The sequence below is a fragment of the Streptomyces tibetensis genome, from assembly GCF_007655005.1.
GTDB lineage: Bacteria > Actinomycetota > Actinomycetes > Streptomycetales > Streptomycetaceae > Streptomyces > Streptomyces tibetensis.
In genome coordinates this window covers 124,431-143,250 of sequence record NZ_SZVW01000005.1, presented here as the reverse complement: position 1 = coordinate 143,250, position 18,820 = coordinate 124,431, and the positions used below count along the sequence as shown (strand labels likewise).

At 72.2% G+C, this 18,820-nt stretch carries 14 protein-coding genes; 6 read left to right on the top strand and 8 right to left on the bottom strand.

The window, feature by feature from the left end; genetic code table 11:
- Window positions 1-8 precede the first annotated feature (8 nt).
- From FDO69_RS09995 to FDO69_RS09985, 3 genes are all read right to left on the bottom strand, one after another.
- Window positions 9-1,472 (bottom strand): glutamate synthase subunit beta, encoded by a 1,464-nt coding sequence (locus FDO69_RS09995; protein ID WP_104779405.1) that lies wholly within the window; start codon window positions 1,470-1,472, stop codon window positions 9-11.
- Window positions 1,465-6,063, bottom strand: a complete 4,599-nt coding sequence (gene gltB, locus FDO69_RS09990) for a glutamate synthase large subunit (RefSeq protein WP_104779404.1) — start codon at window positions 6,061-6,063, stop codon at window positions 1,465-1,467. The genes FDO69_RS09995 and gltB overlap by 8 nt, the downstream gene beginning before the upstream one ends.
- Window positions 6,064-6,443: 380 nt before the next feature.
- Window positions 6,444-7,175, bottom strand: a complete 732-nt coding sequence (locus FDO69_RS09985) for a VIT1/CCC1 transporter family protein (protein ID WP_104779403.1) — start codon at window positions 7,173-7,175, stop codon at window positions 6,444-6,446.
- Between the two features lie 240 nt (window positions 7,176-7,415).
- On the opposite strand from FDO69_RS09985, the gene FDO69_RS09980 reads away from it, so the two are divergent.
- From FDO69_RS09980 to FDO69_RS09955, 6 genes are read left to right on the top strand one after another with little or no spacing between them, the layout of a single operon-like run.
- The gene (locus FDO69_RS09980) at window positions 7,416-8,438 is read left to right on the top strand and encodes an ADP-ribosylglycohydrolase family protein (protein WP_104779402.1); all 1,023 of its coding nucleotides are present in this window, start codon (window positions 7,416-7,418) and stop codon (window positions 8,436-8,438) included.
- Window positions 8,435-9,808, top strand: coding sequence for an ADP-ribosylglycohydrolase family protein (locus tag FDO69_RS09975; protein WP_234387886.1), 1,374 nt, complete (start codon window positions 8,435-8,437; stop codon window positions 9,806-9,808). Before FDO69_RS09980 ends, FDO69_RS09975 begins: the two co-directional genes overlap by 4 nt.
- A gap of 7 nt (window positions 9,809-9,815) precedes the next feature.
- A complete protein-coding gene (locus FDO69_RS09970) occupies window positions 9,816-10,985 on the top strand; it encodes an ADP-ribosylglycohydrolase family protein (protein ID WP_104779400.1) in 1,170 nt (389 codons plus the stop codon).
- Window positions 10,973-12,334: an ADP-ribosylglycohydrolase family protein gene (locus FDO69_RS09965; protein WP_104779399.1), complete on the top strand. Its 1,362-nt coding sequence runs from the start codon at window positions 10,973-10,975 to the stop codon at window positions 12,332-12,334. The genes FDO69_RS09970 and FDO69_RS09965 overlap by 13 nt, the downstream gene beginning before the upstream one ends.
- The gene (locus FDO69_RS09960; RefSeq protein WP_104779398.1) at window positions 12,331-13,542 is read left to right on the top strand and encodes a CaiB/BaiF CoA transferase family protein; all 1,212 of its coding nucleotides are present in this window, start codon (window positions 12,331-12,333) and stop codon (window positions 13,540-13,542) included. The genes FDO69_RS09965 and FDO69_RS09960 overlap by 4 nt, the downstream gene beginning before the upstream one ends.
- Complete coding sequence (locus FDO69_RS09955; RefSeq protein WP_104779397.1) at window positions 13,539-14,351, top strand: HpcH/HpaI aldolase/citrate lyase family protein; 813 nt, start codon at window positions 13,539-13,541, stop codon at window positions 14,349-14,351. Before FDO69_RS09960 ends, FDO69_RS09955 begins: the two co-directional genes overlap by 4 nt.
- A 165-nt stretch (window positions 14,352-14,516) precedes the next feature.
- On the opposite strand, the gene lgt is transcribed toward FDO69_RS09955, so the two are convergent.
- The 5 genes from lgt to trpM form a co-directional block, all read right to left on the bottom strand.
- Window positions 14,517-15,485, bottom strand: a complete 969-nt coding sequence (gene lgt, locus FDO69_RS09950; RefSeq protein WP_104779396.1) for a prolipoprotein diacylglyceryl transferase — start codon at window positions 15,483-15,485, stop codon at window positions 14,517-14,519.
- 85 nt (window positions 15,486-15,570) lie between these two features.
- Window positions 15,571-16,353, bottom strand: coding sequence for a DsbA family protein (locus FDO69_RS09945; RefSeq protein WP_167526562.1), 783 nt, complete (start codon window positions 16,351-16,353; stop codon window positions 15,571-15,573).
- Window positions 16,354-16,440: 87 nt separating this feature from the next.
- Window positions 16,441-17,259, bottom strand: coding sequence for a tryptophan synthase subunit alpha (gene trpA, locus FDO69_RS09940; protein ID WP_104779394.1), 819 nt, complete (start codon window positions 17,257-17,259; stop codon window positions 16,441-16,443).
- Complete coding sequence (trpB, locus tag FDO69_RS09935; RefSeq protein WP_104779393.1) at window positions 17,256-18,542, bottom strand: tryptophan synthase subunit beta; 1,287 nt, start codon at window positions 18,540-18,542, stop codon at window positions 17,256-17,258. Before trpB ends, trpA begins: the two co-directional genes overlap by 4 nt.
- Window positions 18,543-18,601: 59 nt before the next feature.
- A complete protein-coding gene (gene trpM / locus FDO69_RS09930) occupies window positions 18,602-18,820 on the bottom strand; it encodes a tryptophan biosynthesis modulator TrpM (protein WP_104779392.1) in 219 nt (72 codons plus the stop codon).

Genomic DNA, 18,820 nt, shown 5'->3' with positions numbered 1-18,820 from the left:
CGGTGCGGTCAGACCATCAGCGCGCGGTCCGTGGGACGGATCGGCGCCGGCAGCTCGCTCGCGCCGGTGAGGGCACGGTCCACTCCGCGCGCAGCGGAGCGGCCCTCCGCGATCGCCCAGACGATGAGCGACTGGCCGCGGCCGGCGTCACCGGCGACGAACACGCCCGGCACGTTCGTCCGGAAGTCGGCGTCGCGGGCGATGTTGCCGCGCTCGTCGAGCTCCAGGCCGAACTGCTCGACCAGGCCGTTCTCCCGGTCGGTGCCGGTGAAGCCCATCGCGAGGGTCACCAGCTGCGCGGGGATCTTGCGCTCGGAGCCCGGCTTCGGGGTCAGCTTGCCGTCGATGAACTCCACCTCGGTGAGGTGCAGCCACTGGACGTTGCCGTCCTCGTCGCCCTCGAAGTGGGTCGTCGAGACGGAGTAGACCCGCTCGCCGCCCTCCTCGTGCGCCGAGGTGACCTTGTACAGCATGGGGAAGGTCGGCCACGGCTGGGAGGCCGCGTTCCGCTCCTCGCCCGGGCGGGGCATGATCTCCAGCTGCGTGACGGAGGCCGCGCCCTGGCGGTGGGCGGTGCCCACGCAGTCCGCGCCGGTGTCGCCGCCGCCGATGACCACGACGTGCTTGCCCTCGGCCGACAGCGGAGTGGTGACGTAGTCGCCCTCCTGGACCTTGTTGGCCAGCGGCAGGTACTCCATGGCCTGGTAGATGCCCTTGAGCTCACGGCCGGGCACCGGCAGGTCACGGGCCGTGGTGGCGCCGACGGCCAGGACGACCGCGTCGTAGCGCTTCTTCAGGTCCGTGGCCTTCAGGTCGCGGCCGATCTCGATGCCCGTGCGGAAGCGGGTGCCCTCCGCGCGCATCTGCTCGATACGGCGGTTGATGTGCCGCTTCTCCATCTTGAACTCGGGGATGCCGTAGCGGAGGAGGCCTCCGATGCGGTCCGCGCGCTCGTAGACGGCGACGGTGTGGCCGGCGCGGGTCAGCTGCTGGGCGGCGGCGAGACCCGCCGGGCCCGAGCCGATGACCGCGACCGTCTTGCCGGACAGGCGCTCCGGGATCTGCGGGGCGACGTCCCCGGTCTCCCACGCCTTGTCGATGATCGAGACCTCGACGTTCTTGATGGTGACCGGCGGCTGGTTGATGCCGAGCACACACGCCGACTCGCACGGAGCGGGGCACAGGCGGCCCGTGAACTCCGGGAAGTTGTTGGTGGCGTGCAGACGCTCCTGCGCCGCCGCCCAGTCCTCGCGGTAGGCGTAGTCGTTCCACTCGGGGATGAGGTTCCCCAGCGGGCAGCCGTTGTGGCAGAACGGGATGCCGCAGTCCATGCAGCGGCTGGCCTGCTTGCTGATGATGGGCAGCAGGGAGCCGGGAACGTAGACCTCGTTCCAGTCCTTGACGCGCTCCTCGACGGGGCGGGACTTGGCGAGCTCGCGCCCGTGGTTCAGGAAGCCCTTCGGGTCAGCCATTGATCGCCGCCTCCATCATCTTCTCGTGGGTCTCGGTCTCGGAGAGACCGGCTCGCTCGGCGGCGTCCTTGGCGGCGAGCACTGCCTTGTACGTGCTGGGGATGATCCTGCTGAAGCGCTCGACGGCGGTGTCCCACTCGCCCAGGAGCTTCTCGGCGACGGTCGAGCCGGTCTCCTCCTGGTGGCGGCGGACCACGTCGTGCAGCCACTGCTTGTCGGTGTCGTCCAGCGGCTCGACGGCGTCCAGGTTGCCGACGTTGACGTTGTCGCGGTCCAGGTCGATCACGTACGCGATACCGCCGGACATGCCGGCCGCGAAGTTGCGGCCGGTCTCGCCGAGCACCACCGCGTGACCGCCGGTCATGTACTCGCAGCCGTGGTCGCCCACGCCCTCGGAGACGACCGTGGCGCCGGAGTTGCGGACGCAGAACCGCTCGCCGACCTTGCCGCGCAGGAACATCTCGCCGCCGGTGGCGCCGTAGCCGATGGTGTTGCCGGCGATGACGCTGTACTCGGCGAGGTGGTCGGCAGCGCGGTCCGGGCGGACGACGATCCGGCCGCCGGAGAGGCCCTTGCCGACGTAGTCGTTGGCGTCGCCCTCCAGGCGCAGCGTGACACCGCTGGGCACGAAGGCGCCGAAGGACTGGCCCGCGGAGCCGGTGAAGGTGATGTCGATGGTGTCGTCGGGCAGGCCCGCGCCACCGAACTTCTTCGTCACCTCGTGGCCGAGCATGGTGCCGACCGTGCGGTTGATGTTGCGGATCTGCACCTGGGCGCGCACCGGCTGGGCGTCGGTGGCGCCGGTCGCGGCGAGCGCATCCGAGGCCAGCTTGATCAGCTGGTTGTCGAGCGCCTTCTCCAGACCGTGGTCCTGGGCGATCAGCTGGTGGCGGACCGTGCCCTCGGGCAGCTCGGGCACGTGGAACAGCGGCTCCAGGTTCAGGCCCTGCGCCTTCCAGTGGTCGACCGCGCGGGTCACGTCGAGCGTCTCGGCGTGGCCGACGGCCTCCTCGATGGAGCGGAAGCCCAGCTCGGCGAGGATCTCGCGGACCTCTTCGGCGATGTACTGGAAGAAGTTCACGACGTACTCGGCCTTGCCGGAGTAGCGCTCACGCAGGACCGGGTTCTGTGTGGCGATGCCGACCGGGCAGGTGTCGAGGTGGCAGACGCGCATCATGACGCAGCCGGAGACGACGAGCGGCGCGGTCGCGAAACCGAACTCCTCGGCGCCGAGCAGCGCGGCGATGACCACGTCACGGCCGGTCTTCAGCTGGCCGTCGGTCTGCACGACGATACGGTCGCGCAGGCCGTTGAGCAGCAGGGTCTGCTGGGTCTCGGCGAGGCCGAGCTCCCAGGGGCCGCCGGCGTGCTTCAGCGACGTGAGCGGGGAGGCGCCCGTGCCGCCGTCGTGGCCGGAGATGAGGACGACGTCCGCGTGAGCCTTGGACACACCGGCCGCGACCGTGCCGACGCCGACCTCGGAGACCAGCTTGACGTGAATCCGCGCCTGGGGGTTGGCGTTCTTCAGGTCGTGGATCAGCTGGGCGAGGTCCTCGATGGAGTAGATGTCGTGGTGCGGCGGCGGGGAGATCAGACCGACACCCGGGGTCGAGTGACGGGTCTTGGCGACCCACGGGTAGACCTTGTGGCCGGGCAGCTGGCCGCCCTCGCCGGGCTTGGCGCCCTGGGCCATCTTGATCTGGATGTCGTCGGAGTTGACCAGGTACTCGGAGGTCACACCGAAGCGGCCGGAGGCGACCTGCTTGATGGACGACCGGCGGGCCGGGTCGTACAGGCGCTCCGGGTCCTCGCCGCCCTCACCGGTGTTGGACTTGCCGCCCAGCTGGTTCATGGCGATGGCGAGGGTCTCGTGCGCCTCCTGGGAGATGGAGCCGTACGACATGGCGCCCGTGGAGAAGCGCTTGACGATCTCGGAGACCGGCTCGACCTCGTCGATGGAGATCGGCTGCCGGTCCGACTTGAAGCCGAAGAGCCCACGGAGCGTCATGAGGCGCTCGGACTGCTCGTTCACGCGCTCGGTGTACTTCTTGAAGATGTCGTAGCGGCCGGAGCGCGTGGAGTGCTGGAGGCGGAAGACCGTCTCCGGGTCGAACAGGTGCGGCTCGCCCTCGCGGCGCCACTGGTACTCGCCGCCTATGTCCAGCGCGCGGTGCGCCGGGGCGATGCCGGAGGCCGGGTAGGCCTTGGCGTGCCGGGCGGCGACCTCCTTGGCGACGACGTCGATGCCGACACCGCCGATCTTGGTGGCCGTGCCGTTGAAGTACTTCTCGACGAAGGCGTCGTCGAGACCGACGGCCTCGAAGACCTGGGCTCCGCGGTAGGAGGCGACGGTCGAGATGCCCATCTTCGACATGACCTTCAGCACGCCCTTGCCGAGGGCGTAGATGAGGTTGCGGATGGCCTTCTCGGGCTCGACGCCGGGCAGGAAGGTGCCGGCGCGGACCAGGTCCTCGACGGACTCCATCGCCAGGTACGGGTTGACGGCGGCGGCGCCGTAGCCGATGAGCAGGGCGACGTGGTGGACCTCGCGGACGTCACCGGCCTCGACCAGCAGGCCCACCTGGGTGCGCTGCTTGGTGCGGATGAGGTGGTGGTGGACGGCCGCGGTGAGCAGCAGCGACGGGATCGGCGCGTGCTCGGCGTCCGAGTGGCGGTCCGACAGGACGATCAGGCGGGCGCCGTTCTCGATGGCGGCGTCGGCCTCGGTGCAGATCTCCTCGATCCGCGCGGCCAGCGCGTCACCGCCGCCGTGCACCCGGTACAGGCCGGACAGCGTCGCGGCCTTGAAGCCGGGCATGTCGCCGTCGGCGTTGATGTGGATGAGCTTGGCCAGCTCGTCGTTGTCGATCACCGGGAAGGGCAGCAGGACGCTGCGGCAGGAGGCGGCGCTCGGGTCGAGCAGGTTGCCCTGCGGGCCCAGCGCGGAGCGCAGCGAGGTGACGAGCTCCTCGCGGATCGCGTCCAGCGGCGGGTTGGTGACCTGCGCGAAGAGCTGGGTGAAGTAGTCGAAGAGCAGCCGCGGGCGGTCGCTCAGCGCGGCGATCGGCGAGTCGGTGCCCATCGAGCCGATCGGCTCGGCGCCGGCCTTGGCCATCGGCGCGAGGAGGACGCGCAGCTCCTCCTCGGTGTAGCCGAAGGTCTGCTGGCGGCGGGTGACCGAGGCGTGCGTGTGCACGATGTGCTCGCGCTCGGGCAGGTCGGACAGCTCGATCTCGCCGGCCTCGACCCACTCCGCGTACGGGTTCTCGGCGGCGAGCTCGGCCTTGATCTCGTCGTCCTCGATGATGCGGTGCTCGGCGGTGTCGACGAGGAACATGCGGCCGGGCTGGAGGCGGCCCTTGCGGACGACCTTGGAGGGGTCGATGTCCAGGACGCCGACCTCGGAGCCGAGGACGACGAGGCCGTCGTCGGTGACCCAGTAGCGGCCGGGGCGCAGGCCGTTGCGGTCGAGGACCGCGCCGACCTGGGTGCCGTCGGTGAAGGTGACACAGGCCGGGCCGTCCCAGGGCTCCATCATCGTGGAGTGGAACTGGTAGAAGGCGCGCCGGGCCGGGTCCATGGAGTCGTGGTTCTCCCACGCCTCCGGGATCATCATCAGCACGGAGTGCGGCAGGGAGCGGCCGCCCAGGTGCAGGAGTTCGAGGACCTCGTCGAAGGACGCGGAGTCGGAGGCGTCCGGCGTGCAGACCGGGAAGATCCGGTCGATGGCCTTGTCGTCGGAGCCGAACAGGTCGGAGACCAGCTGCGACTCGCGGGCCACCATCCAGTTGCGGTTGCCCTTGACGGTGTTGATCTCACCGTTGTGCGCGACGAAGCGGTACGGGTGGGCCAGCGGCCATGACGGGAAGGTGTTCGTCGAGAACCGGGAGTGCACGAGCGCGATCGCGGAGGCGAAGCGGCGGTCGGACAGGTCCGGGAAGAAGGGCTCCAGCTGGCCGGTGGTCAGCATGCCCTTGTAGACGATCGTCCGCGCGGACAGCGACGGGAAGTAGACGCCGGCCTCGCGCTCGGCGCGCTTGCGCAGCACGAAGGCCTTGCGGTCGAGGGCGATGCCCTCCGAAGTGCCGTCGCTGACGAAGATCTGGCGGAAGACCGGCATGGTCGACCGGGCGGTGGCACCCAGCAGCTGGGGCGCGACCGGCACCTCGCGCCAGCCGAGGACGGTCAGGCCCTCGTCGGCCGCGATCGTCTCGATCTGCGAGACGGCGTCGGCGGTGGAGTCCTCCGGCAGGAAGGCGATGCCGACGGCGTAGGAGCCGGCGTCGGGCAGTTCGAATCCGGCCACGTCACGGAAGAAGGCGTCCGGGACCTGCGACAGGATGCCGGCGCCGTCGCCGGAGTCGGGCTCGGAGCCGGTGGCGCCGCGGTGTTCGAGGTTGCGCAGGACGGTCAGAGCCTGCTCGACCAGGGTGTGGGACGCCTCGCCGGTGAGGGTGGCGACGAAGCCGACGCCGCAGGCGTCGTGCTCGTTGCGGGGGTCGTACATACCCTGCGCAGCAGGGCGAGCATCCATGAACGACCAGTTCTGGCCATTCGCGGAATGCTGGGACGGCTGGCGCGGCGTACGCATCGGCTCTCCCGTCGTCGTCAGGTGGCATTGCAAGTGCCGAGGGACGACGTTGGCCCTCGCGTGATCGCAAAATTTCGTGCAGGTTACATGATGGAGCGGTTCTCGGGAACCGGGATAATCCGTTCCAGCATGCGGACACTGCGGGTTCGCGGCGGGGGTACCGCACCAGCAGTGGAAGCTGTGGAGGGGCCGCACGAAACGATCTGGTCAGATCGGTTGCGTCGGCCCGAGGGGCGGGGCAAGCGTCTTCGCCCGACCCGCTGAGGGTGCGCGGCGAGCGTCGTTGCCCGCAGCGCTTACGGCTCATGCCCGGCGGTCGCACATCCGAAACCAACGAGTAACGACTACTTATGCAGTCCCTTGCATAAGTCCGAGCCGCGCTATCCTACGGCGGTTCCGAACACGGTGCCCAGGGCGTACGTCACACCGGCCGCCGCGCCTCCCAGGAACAGCTGCCGCAGCCCGCTGTACCACCAGGTGCGTGCCGTCACCTTGGCCACCACCGCGCCGCACAGGAAGAGCCCCAGCAGCGCCAGCAACACCGCGGGCCACATGCTGCTCGCGCCCAGCAGATAGGGGGCGACGGGAATCAGCGCGCCCAGGGCGAACGAGCCGAAGCTCGACACGGCCGCCACGGTCGGCGAGGGCAGATCGCCGGGGTCGATCCCCAGCTCCTCCCGGGCGTGGATCTCCAGGGCCTGCTCGGGATCCTTCGACAGCTGCCGGGCCACCTCCTGGGCAAGCCGCGGCTCGACGCCCCTCGACTCGTAGAGGGCGGCGAGCTCGGCCTCCTCGTCCTTGGGGTGCTTGCGCAGCTGGCGGCGTTCCACGTCCAGCTCGGCCTCGACGAGCTCGCGCTGCGAGGCGACGGAGGTGTACTCGCCGGCGGCCATCGAGAAGGCACCGGCGGCCAGGCCCGCGAGTCCGCTGAGGACGACGGTGTGCTGGCTGACCGCACCGCCCGCGACACCGGTCATCAGGGCGAGGTTGGAGACGAGGCCGTCCATCGCGCCGAACACCGCGGGACGCAGCCAGCCGCCGTTCACGTCCCGGTGCGTGTGATTGTCCCGGTGCGCCTCGTGCAGCGTCGCCTCGGTCTCGATGATGGCCATGAGAAGAACCCCACTCCCCGTCCACGGACTGTCTCCGGAACGCGCTCTTTGGACACGTTCCAGAGTTTTACAACGCCAAAACTACGCCCCGGATTCCATCTCCGCCAGCAAGGAAAGGCTGGGCTAACCTGCAGGTTTACCCTTTTCCGCTCACTTGATCATCACTGCGCGCAGATGTCGACCGGGTGATGCTGGGGCTCGTGAGGCTCGGCGGAGTCACCGGAGTGGGACACATCCCCCATGGCATCGATCGGGCTCCGGGCACGGGCACGGGGCGCACTGCTGGGCCTGGCCGTCGGTGACGCGCTCGGGGCCCCCGCCGAGAACATGAAGCCCTCCGAGATCCGCGCCCGGTGGGGCCGGATCACCGGGTACGTCTCTGATAACCCGTCCGGCACGGATGACACCGAGTACGCGATCTTCTCCGGCCTGCTGCTGGCCCGGCACGGCTCCGCCCTCACTCCGGGCCATGTGGAAGCGGCCTGGCACGAGTGGATCGCCGACCGTGACGAGGGCCCCTTCCGGGGCGCCGGGTTCAGCGAACGCGGCACCCTGGAGAACCTCCGCCGGGGCCTGGCCGCCCCGATCTCCGCCCAGCACCGGCACGCCTGGAGCGACGGCCTGGCCATGCGCGCGGCCCCCTTCGGGGTGTTCGCGGCGGGCCGCCCGGCGGAGGCGGCCCGGCTGGTCGCGATCGACGGCTCGGTGAGCCATGACGGCGAAGGCATCCACGGCGGCCGGGCCGTGGCCGCGGGTGTCGCGGCGGCGATGGCGGGCGCCCCGTCGGACGCGGTGGTGGCAGCGGCCCTCGCGGTCGTCCCCGACGACTCCTGGACGGCCCGCAGCCTGCGCCGCGCGGTGGCCGTCGCCCACCGCGGCGAACGCGCGGTCCGCTCCGCGGTCGTCATCGGCGGCTACCCCTGGACCGACCTGGCCCCCGAGGCGGTCGCCCTCGCCTTCGGCGCGTACGCGGCGGCCGACGGCGACTTCGAGCAGTCGGTCCTGACCGCGGTGAACATGGGCCGCGACGCGGACACGACGGCGGCGGTGGCGGGGGCGCTGGCGGGCGCGACGCAGGGCGTGTCGGCGATCCCGCAGGCCTGGGCGACGCCCATCGGCCCGGTCCGCGGCAGATGCCTCCCGGCGATGGCCGGCTACCACGTCCTGGACGTGGCGGACCTGCTGGCACCGGCACCCGACGCCACAGAACCGGAACCGACGGACTTCGTCCTGGCAGGCGACGGAACGGAGACCCCCTCATGACGACCCACGACGCGACAGCACACGAGGTGACGACCCACGACGCGCCGGCACGCGACATGACGACACACAGCGGGACAACACACGGCGCGACGACACACGACGCGCCGGCACAGAGCGGGACGACACACAGCGGGACGACACACGACGCGACGGCACTCGGCGTGCCGGCACGCGAACCCGCGGCCGCCGACGGCGAGGGCGCACCACGGGCGACCAGGACCCCTCGGGTGACAGTTACGGGCGGTGCGCGGGCGGGAGACAAAAAGGCCGAAGGCCTCCTGCTCGGACTGGCCGCCGGCGACGCCGCAGGCTGGCCCGCAGCCCGGCACCGAGCCGCCCGCATGCCCGACTGGACCCGCCGCCTCACCCGCGAACTGGACACCTTCGCCGAACACAACGCCACCACCACCCTCCCCGTCCCCATCGCCCTGAACCAGCCCCCCGAACCCCTCCGCCTCGGCCCCTCCGACGACGCCGAATGGGCGGCCTTCGCCGCGGAAGCCCTCCTGCGCGCAGGCGACGACACCGTCCTGAACGACCTCAGCCGCGAACGCCGCACCCGGGCCGCCATCGACCTCACCTGGAACGCCCTGGCCGCCGAGGTCGCCGCCGCGGCGGACCGCGCCCCCGAGATCGAATCCGCCGTCCTCCCCCTGCGCGCCCGCATCTCCGTCCGCGCCGGCCTCGGCAACCTCGCCACCGGCCTGCGCCCGCCCGCCACCGGCCACGACAACCCGCACTACTTCGACGACGCCGCCTGCGTACGCGCCTGCGTCCTGGCCGTGGCCCACCCCGGCGACCCCCGAAGCGCCGCCGACCTCGCCGAGTTCGACGCCCGCTACACCCAGGACGGCGACGGCGTCCACGGCGCCCGAGCGATGGCGGCGGCGCTCGCCCTCGCCCTGGCCGGCGCGGACGTCGACGCCTGCGTCACCGCGGCCCTCACCGAACTCCCCGAGGAGACGGAGATCGGCCGCAACGCCCGGCACGCCCTGCGGCTCGCCACCGGCGCGGACAGCGCCTTCGCCCTGGTCCCACCCCTGGAGCACCAGATCGTCGACCACGTCTACAGCTACGGCATCGCCGCCGCCGAGACCGTCCCGGTCGCCCTCGCCCTGGCCACCGCCGCGCGCGGCCGCATCGCGGAGGCGATCCCCGCGGCGGCCTGCCTGTCCCGCGTCGCGGACTCCGCCCCGGCCCTGGCGGGCGCCCTCACCGGCGCGCTGGGCGGCGGCGCGTCGATCCCCGCGTCCTGGCGGGAGACCTGCCGCACCCTCTCCGGCTGCGTCCTGCCCCGCCTCACCGGCACGGACCTCGTGGAACTCGCCGAACTCCTGGAAGCCGTACAACCGGCCCGGCCGGGTGGATGATGCGGCCATGCAGCCCAAGACCCATCAAAACACCCCGCTGGACGAGCGGATCGCCGGAGCCCTGGTCGGGGCGGCCGTCGGCGACGCGCTCGGCGGCCCCGTCGAGGGCTACTCGCCCGAACAGATCCTCGAACGCCACGGCGGCCGCGTCCACGGCATCGTCGGCCCCTGGCACGGCGACGACTGGCGCACGGCCCGTCCCCTCGCCCCGTACCACAAGGGCGACGGCCACGTCACCGACGACACCTTGATGACCCACGCCCTGGTCCGCGTCTACGCCCGGGTCCGCGACCACCTCGACGCCTACGCCGTCGCCGACCACCTGGTCCCGGACCTGATGACCGGGCCGCGCTGGATCCCGGAACTGGAGAGCGAGGCCCTCCCCCTCCAGCGGATCTTCCTGGCGGAGAAGTGGCTGGTGACGAGGATCCACTACGGCCACGCCGACCCGCGCGAGGCCGGCACCGGCAACATCGTCAACTGCGGGGCGGCGATGTACATGGCCCCCGTCGGACTGGTCAACGCGGCCGACCCGCGTGCGGCCTACGCCGAGGCCCTCGACATCGCCGGCGCCCACCAGTCGTCGTACGGCCGTGAGGCGGCGGGCGTCCTGGCCGCGGCCGTGGCGGCGGCGTGCACGCCCGGCGCGACCCCGGAGTCGGTCGTCTCCTCGTGTCTCTCCCTCGCGAAGGACGGCACCCGGGCCGCGATCGAGCGGGTCTGCGAGGAGGCGGCCCGCCACACGGACTACGAGTCGGCACTGCGGCCGTTGCGTGAGGCCGTGACCCCCTACGACACGGTGGGCCCCGACTACCGCTCCCCCTCGCTCGGCGCCCGCCGCCCGTCCCGCCTGCACGCGATCGAGGAACTGCCCGTCGCACTGGGCATGGTGCTGGTGGCACGCGGCGACTACCGCCACGCGGTCCTCGGCGCGGTGAACTACGGCCGCGACTGCGACTCCATCGCCACGATGGCCGGCGCCCTGGCGGGGGCCCTTGGCTCACCGGTCCCGGAGGACTGGGCCGAGACGGTCGCGGAGGCGAGCCGACTGGACCTCTGGGAACCGGCGGTCACCCTCACGGCCGTGACCCGCGAGATCTTCGACCGGGACATGTCCCGCCGCCGGGCCCACGAGCAGGCCTTCGCGTCCCTCGGAGGCCGGGAATGCTCCGACTGACCTGGGTCCAGCCGGAGGACCTCATCGGCCACGAACTCCGCCAGGCGGCCCAGGACGGCCGCGAGCCCAAGGCGGTCGCGGCCCGCTGGCGCGCGGCGGGCGGCCCGGACGCCCCGGCCACCGCGGGCGCCTCCCCCACCCCCGCGTCCCGCTACCTGCGCCGACTGGCCGCAGACCTCCTCGACGAACTGGAGGACCTTCCCAGCCACCTGACCGACGACGAACCCACGGACCTGGAGAGGATCAAGGCGGCATGCCCCGACTGGCCCGGGCCCGTGGACACCCCGGCCACCACCCCACACCGCCTGGAAGCCGCCTGGCTCGGCCGCGCCGCCGGCTGCCTCCTGGGCAAGCCGGTCGAGAAGCTCCCCCTCGACGCCATCCGCCGGCTCGCCCGGTCCACCGGCAACTGGCCCCTCACCACGTACTTCACCGCCCGGGGAGTCCCGGCGGAACTCCTCGAACGGCATCCCTGGAACCGCCGCTCGGCCGCCACCTCCCTCGCCGAGAACATCGACGGCATGCCCGAGGACGACGACCTCGACTACCCCGTGCTCAACCTCGTCCTGCTCCAGCGGCACGGCAGGGCCTTCACCACCACGGACGTGGCCCGGACCTGGCTCGACGAACTCCCCGCCGGCCGCACGTTCACCGCGGAGCGCGTCGCCTACCGCAACCTCCTGACCGGCCTGGAGCCCCCGCACACCGCCCGCCACCGCAACCCGTTCCGCGAATGGATCGGCGCCCTGATCCGCGCCGACGTCCACGGCTGGACCAACCCCGGCGACCCGGCCGCGGCGGCCGAGCAGGCCCACCGGGACGCCACCCTCACGCACACCGCCAACGGCGTCTTCGCCGCGATGTTCACCGCGGCCACCATCGCGGCGGCCGCGACCGGCGACCACGACGTCCACACCTGTCTGCGCACCGGCCTCACCGTCGTCCCGCCACGCTCCCGCCTCGCCCGGGCCGTCCGCGAAGCCGTCCGGCTCGCGCACGAGCACGAGGACTTCGACACCGTCGTCGACACCCTCCACGCCACCCACGCCGCCACCTACCACTGGGTGCACGCCGTGCCCAACACCGCTCTGATCGCCGCCGCCCTCACCCACGCGAACGGCGACTTCACCGGCTCCGTCTGCCGCGCTGTGAGCGGCGGCTGGGACACCGACTCGGGCGGCGCGACGGCCGGCAGCATCACCGGACTGCTGGCCGGGCACCCCGCCGCGCTCCCCGACCGCTGGACGGCACCCCTGAAGAACCGGCTGGCCACGTCCGTCGGCGACTTCAACGGCATCGGCTTCGACACCCTCGCCCACCTCACGCACCGGGAGACCCGCCGCCCATGACCGCGTCCACGCCGGCGCCCCCGAAGGCGCCCCTCACCGGCCTCCGTGTCCTGGACCTCGCCACCCTCTTCGCCGGCCCGATGGCCGCCACCCTGCTCGGCGACTTCGGGGCCGACGTCATCAAGATCGAGCACCCGCGGAAGCCGGACCCCTCCCGCGGCCACGGCCCGTCCAAGGACGGCGTGGGCCTGTGGTGGAAGATGCTGGGCCGCAACAAGCGGACCATGACCCTCGACCTGTCGAAGCCCGGCGGCCGCGCCACCCTCCTGCGCCTGGCCGCCCGCACCGACGTGATCATCGAGAACTTCCGCCCCGGCACCCTGGAGAAGTGGGATCTCGGCTGGCCGGAGCTGTCGTCGGTCAACCCCCGCCTGGTCCTGGCCCGCGTCACCGGCTTCGGCCAGTTCGGCCCCTACGCGCACCGGCCCGGGTTCGGCACCCTGGCCGAGGCGATGAGCGGCTTCGCCGCGATGACCGGCGAACCGGACGCGCCCCCGACCCTCCCGCCCTTCGGTCTGGCCGACGCCATCGCGGGCCTGACCACGGCGTACGCGGTGATGACGGCGCTCGCCGCCCGCGAGCGCACCGGCGAGGGACAGGTCGTCGACACGGCCCTGATCGAGCCGATCCTGGCCGCCCTCGGCCCCCAGCCCCTCTGGTACGACCAACTCGGGCACGTCCAGCCCCGCACCGGCAACCGCTCCCCCAACAACGCCCCGCGCGGCGTCTACCGCACCGCGGACGGCACCTGGGTCGCCGTCTCCACCTCCGCCCAGTCGGTCGCGGAACGCGTGATGCACCTGGTCGGCCGCCCGGAACTGATCGACGAGCCCTGGTTCGCCACGGGCGCCGACCGCGCCCGCCACGCCGACGTCCTGGACGAGGCGGTCGGCGGCTGGATCGCCGCACGCACCCGCACCGACGTCCTGGCCGCCTTCGACAAGGCCGAGGCGGCGGTGGCCCCGGTCCAGGACGTCCGGGACGTGATGGCGGACCCGCAGTACCAGGCCCTGGACACCATCACGACCGTCGACGACCCCGAACTCGGCCCGCTGCGCATGCAGAACGTCCTGTTCCGGCTCTCCGCCACGCCCGGCGCGATCCGCTGGGCCGGCCGCCCGCACGGCGCCGACACCGAGGAGATCCTCACCGAACTGGGCCTGACCCCGGACGACCTCACGGCGCTGCGCGCGGAGGGCGCCCTGTGACGGCGTACCCGCTCACCTGGCTCTACGCGCCGGGCGACCGACCCCACGTGGTGGCGAAGGCCCTCACCAGCGGCGCCGACGTCGTCGTCATCGATCTGGAGGACGCGGTCCCCCCGGACCGCAAGGCCTACGCCCGCGCCGCCACCGCGGAGCTGCTCACGGACCGGCCTCCGGTGCCGGTCCATGTCCGCGTCAACGCGTCGGGCGGCTGGGGCGAGCAGGACATCGCCGCCCTCGTGGGAACGCCGGGCCTGTCCGGGCTGCGGCTGCCCAAGGTGACCTCGGCCGCCGAGATCGTCCACGTGGCCCGCCGCACGGCCCGGACCGACCTGTACGCGCTCCTGGAGACGGCCCTCGGCGTGGAGCAGGCCTACGCCGTCGCGACCGCCCACCCCCGTCTGCGCGGCATCTCCCTCGGAGAGGCCGACCTCTGTGCCGACCTCGGCGTTCGCGACGGCACGGGCCTGGACTGGTCCCGCTCCCGGGTGGTCGTGGCCGCGCGCGCGGCGGGCCTGCCGCCACCGGCCCAGTCGGTCCACCCGGACATCCACGACCAGGAGGGCCTGGCCGCGTCCTGCGCGCACGGCCGCGCCCTGGGCTTTCTGGGCAGGGCCGCGATCCACCCCCGCCAGCTGCCGGTGATCGAGCGGGCGTATCTGCCCGATGAGAAGGAGATCGAGCAGGCGGAAACGGTTCTCAAGGCGGCCGCCGTCGAGCAGGGCGCCCAGGCCCTGCCGGACGGCCGCTTCATCGACGCGGCGATGGTCACGGCGGCCCGACGCACCCTGTCCATGGCCCGCCCCCGCTGACGCACCGAGCCCCGGCCCGACACCCCTGCCCACGACCCGCCACCGCTGACGTGCCGAAGGCCACGGCCCAACCCCCTGCCCACGACCCGACCCGCCACCGCTGACGTGCCGAGGGCGCCCGGGGAGATTCCCGGGCGCCCTCGGCGTGTCACATACGGTGGACCGTCAGGTCTTCTTCCCCGACCCGGCCTCGTTCCTGGCACCGTCGGCCTCGGCCTCGTCCGCGGGCTCGTCGTCCTCACCGGCGTCCTCGGCCCGATCGGCCTTGCCCGCCGCATCGGCCGACTCGGCACCGTCGGTCTCGCCGCCGGAGGCATCCGCGCCCGGCTCCACGACGTCCTCCCGGCCGGGCCGCTTCTTCGACGACACCACCAGGTACGTCACCGCGAGCAGGAACACGAGGATCGCGGTCCAGACGTTCAGCCGGACACCCAGGATGTGGTGGGCGTCGTCGACACGCATGTACTCGATCCATCCGCGCCCCGCGCAGTACGCGGCGACGTACAGCGCGAACGCCCGGCCGTGTCCGAGCCGGAAGCGGCGGTCGGCCCAGATGACCAGCAGCGCCACACCGATGCACCACAGCGACTCGTACAGGAACGTCGGGTGGTAGGTGCCCGGCACCCGCCCGTCGGACGAGGAGGTGATCTCCAGGGCCCAGGGCAGATCGGTGGGCTTGCCGTACAGCTCCTGGTTGAACCAGTTGCCCCAGCGGCCGATCGCCTGGGCGAAGGCGATGCCCGGCGCGACGGCGTCGGCGTAGGCGGGCATCGGGATGCCGCGGCGACGGCAGCCGATCCACGCGCCCAGCGCGCCCAGCGCGATCGCGCCCCAGATGCCGAGGCCGCCCTCCCAGATCTTGAAGGCGTCCACCCAGTCACGGCCCTCGCTGAAGTACAGCTCGTAGTCCGTGATCACGTGGTAGAGGCGGCCGCCGACCAGGCCGAAGGGGACGGCCCAGACAGCGATGTCGGCCACCGTGCCGGCCCGCCCGCCCCGGGCGATCCAGCGCTTGTTGCCGAGCCAGACCGCGACGAAGACGCCGATGATGATGCAGAACGCGTAGCCGCGCAGCGGAATGGGGCCGAGGTACAGCACCCCGCGCGACGGGCTGGGAATGAAGGCAAGTTCCATGGCAAGGTCGACGCTACCGTGCCGCACCGGGCCCGCGGCAGGCAGCCCGGCTACGGGTCCATAACAGGGGCGGGAGAAATGCCCCTTACCCCTTGTTCGCCTCCTGCACCATCTGCTTCAGCTTGGCCGGGGTCATCGTCCGGTCCTGGTAGATGTTCTCGCCGTCGAACAGCACGGTCGGCGTGCCCGAGAAGCCGCCCTTGTTGAACGCCTGGTGGGACTTGGCGACCCAGCCGTTGTGCGTGCCCTTCTCGACGCAGGTGCGGAAGGCGGGGGTGTCCAGACCGTCGACCTTGCCGGCCAGCTCGATCAGCTTGGCGTTGTCCGCGTAGGCGTCGTCGACCTCCGAGGGCTGATTGTCGAAGAGCACGTCGTGGTACGCGGGGAACTTCCCGGCGTCCTGGGCGCAGGCCGCCGCGTTGGCGGCGTTGCGGGAGCCGGTGCCGCGCATGTTGCCGTCGATCAGGGTGACCAGGTGGTATTCGACCTTCAGCTCGCCGGCGTTCGTCAGCTCGTGGATCACCGGCCGGTACGCCGTCTCGAAGGACTTGCACGCGGGGCAGCGGAAGTCCTCCCACACCGTGAGCGTGGACTTGGCGCTGTCCTTGCCGACCGGGAGGGCGAGGCTGTCCTTGCCCTGGGCTCCGGAGGGCACCACGACCGGGCCCGAGGCCTCGGCCTCGCTGCCGTCGTCCTTGCCGGCGTTGGCCGCGACGACGCCGATCACCGCCGCGAGTCCCAGGACGGCGACGACGGCCCCGCCCACCACCAGCGCGCGCCGGCGCTTGTCCGCGGACTTCTGCTTCTCGCGCTCGACCGCCAGCTTCTCCCGGGCGGTGCGCTTTCCCTCACGGTTCTTCTCGCTCACACCCCGGGAAACGAACCGGGGAGGCGCACCGCGCCTCCCCGGCCCCAGGTCCACCCGTACGAGGGACCTGTATGACTTCCCGCCTTCTTACGCCTGCCGGCGCACGCCCTTGGCGAGGTCGCCCGCGAGCGCGCGCACGGCTTCCAGACCGGCCGCGTCGTCCGGGGCGTCCAGCATCGCCTTGACGAAGGCCGAGCCGACGATCACGCCGTCGGCGAAGCCTGCCACCTCGGCCGCCTGGGTGGCATTGGAGACGCCGAGCCCGACGCAGACGGGCAGGTCGGCGCGCGTGGCCCGGGTGCGTTCCACCAGGCCCTGGGCCTGCGAGCTGACAGTGGCGCGGGTGCCGGTGACGCCCATGAGGGAAGCGGCGTAGACGAAGCCGCTGCCCGCCGCGGTGATCTGCGCGAGCCGCTCGTCCTTGCTGCTGGGGGCGACGACGAAGACGGTGGCCAGACCGTGCTTCTCGGCGTGCTCCCTCCACAGCGCCGACTCCTGCACGGGGAGGTCGGGCAGGATGCACCCGGCGCCGCCCGCCTCGGCGAGCTCGGCGGTGAACCGCTCGACGCCGTAGCGGTCGATGGGGTTCCAGTACGTCATGACGAGGATCGGCTTGCCGGTGGCGGCGTGGGCCTCGCGGACCGTGCGCATCACGTCGGCGATCTTCACGCCGCCGCGCAGGGCGATGTCGTCCGCGGTCTGGATGACCGGGCCGTCGAGGACCGGGTCGCTGTGCGGCAGGCCCACCTCGACGACGTCGGCGCCGCCGTCGATGACGGCCTTGATCGCCTCGATGCCGCCGTCCACGGTCGGGAACCCGGCCGGGAGGTAGGCGATGAGGGCGGCGCGCCCCTCGGCCTGGGCCGCGGCGAGGGTGTCGCCCAACAACTCGATGTTCCCGCTCACTTGGCGTCCCCCTCGATCTCGGCGGTGTCGGTGTCCGCGTCGGCGGCGACCTCGGCGTCGGTGTCGTACAGGCCGAAGTAGCGGGCGGCGGTGTCCATGTCCTTGTCGCCGCGGCCGGACAGATTGACGACGATCAGCCCGTCCCTGCCCAGCTCCTTGCCGACCTCCAGGGCGCCGGCCAGGGCGTGGGCGCTCTCGATGGCCGGGATGATGCCCTCGGTGCGCGACAGCAGGCGCAGGGCCTGCATCGCCGCGTCGTCGGTGATCGCGCGGTATTCGCCGCGGCCGGAGTCCTTCAGGTAGGAGTGCTCCGGGCCGATGCCCGGGTAGTCGAGGCCGGCGGAGATCGAGTAGGGCTCGGTGATCTGGCCCTCGTCGTCCTGGAGGACGTAGGAGCGCGAGCCGTGCAGGATGCCGGGCTCGCCCGCGGTGAGGGTCGCGGCGTGCTCGCCGGTCTCGACGCCGTGCCCGGCCGGTTCGCAGCCGATGAGGCGGACGTCGGCGTCCGGGATGAAGGCGTGGAAGAGGCCGATGGCGTTGGAGCCGCCGCCGACGCAGGCGACGGCCGCGTCGGGCAGGCGTCCGGCGCGCTCCAGGAGCTGGCGGCGGGCCTCGACGCCGATGACCCGGTGGAAGTCGCGGACCATCGCGGGGAAGGGGTGCGGTCCTGCGACGGTGCCGAAGAGGTAGTGGGTGTGGTCGACGTTGGCGACCCAGTCGCGGAAGGCCTCGTTGATGGCGTCCTTCAGCGTGCGGCTGCCGGACTTCACGGCGATGACCTCGGCGCCGAGCATCCGCATGCGGGCCACGTTGAGGGCCTGGCGCTGGGTGTCGATCTCGCCCATGTAGATCGTGCAGTCGAGGCCGAATAGCGCACAGGCGGTGGCCGTGGCCACGCCGTGCTGTCCGGCGCCCGTCTCGGCGATGACCCGGGTCTTGCCCATGCGCCGGGTGAGCAGGGCCTGGCCGAGGACGTTGTTGATCTTGTGGGAGCCGGTGTGGTTGAGGTCTTCCCGCTTCAGGAAGATCCGTGCGCCCCCGGCGTGTTCGGCGAACCTCGGCACCTCGGTGAGGGAGCTGGGGCGGCCGGTGTAGTGGACCAGGAGGTCGTCGAGTTCCTTGGCGAACTCGGGGTCGTGCTTGGCCTTGTCGTACTCGACGGCCACCTCGTCGACTGCGGCGACGAGGGCCTCGGGGATGAACTTGCCGCCGAAGGCCCCGAAGTAGCCTTCGGGGCTCGGGGTCTGACCCTCGGGGTCGGGGATGAAGAACTGGCTGGGCATGCGAATACCTCACGGTGAGTGTGTGTGTTGATCACTATTCGCCGTGGGGGCGGGGACGGTCAGTCGGCCGCGGGCCCGTCGGGGCTGGTCGCGCCGTTCCCCGCGCCCCTTACGGGGCGCTGCTGCCATCGCATGCCGTTGACCTGGCCCGGCTCGTCACCGATGACGTACCGGACGCGGCGGCCGTGGACCCGGCGGGCCGGCGCACGGCAGCCGCGGGGGCGGCAGCCGCGCGCGAGGCGGGCGTACCGGTCCACGGTCGTCAGGGTGAGAGTCAT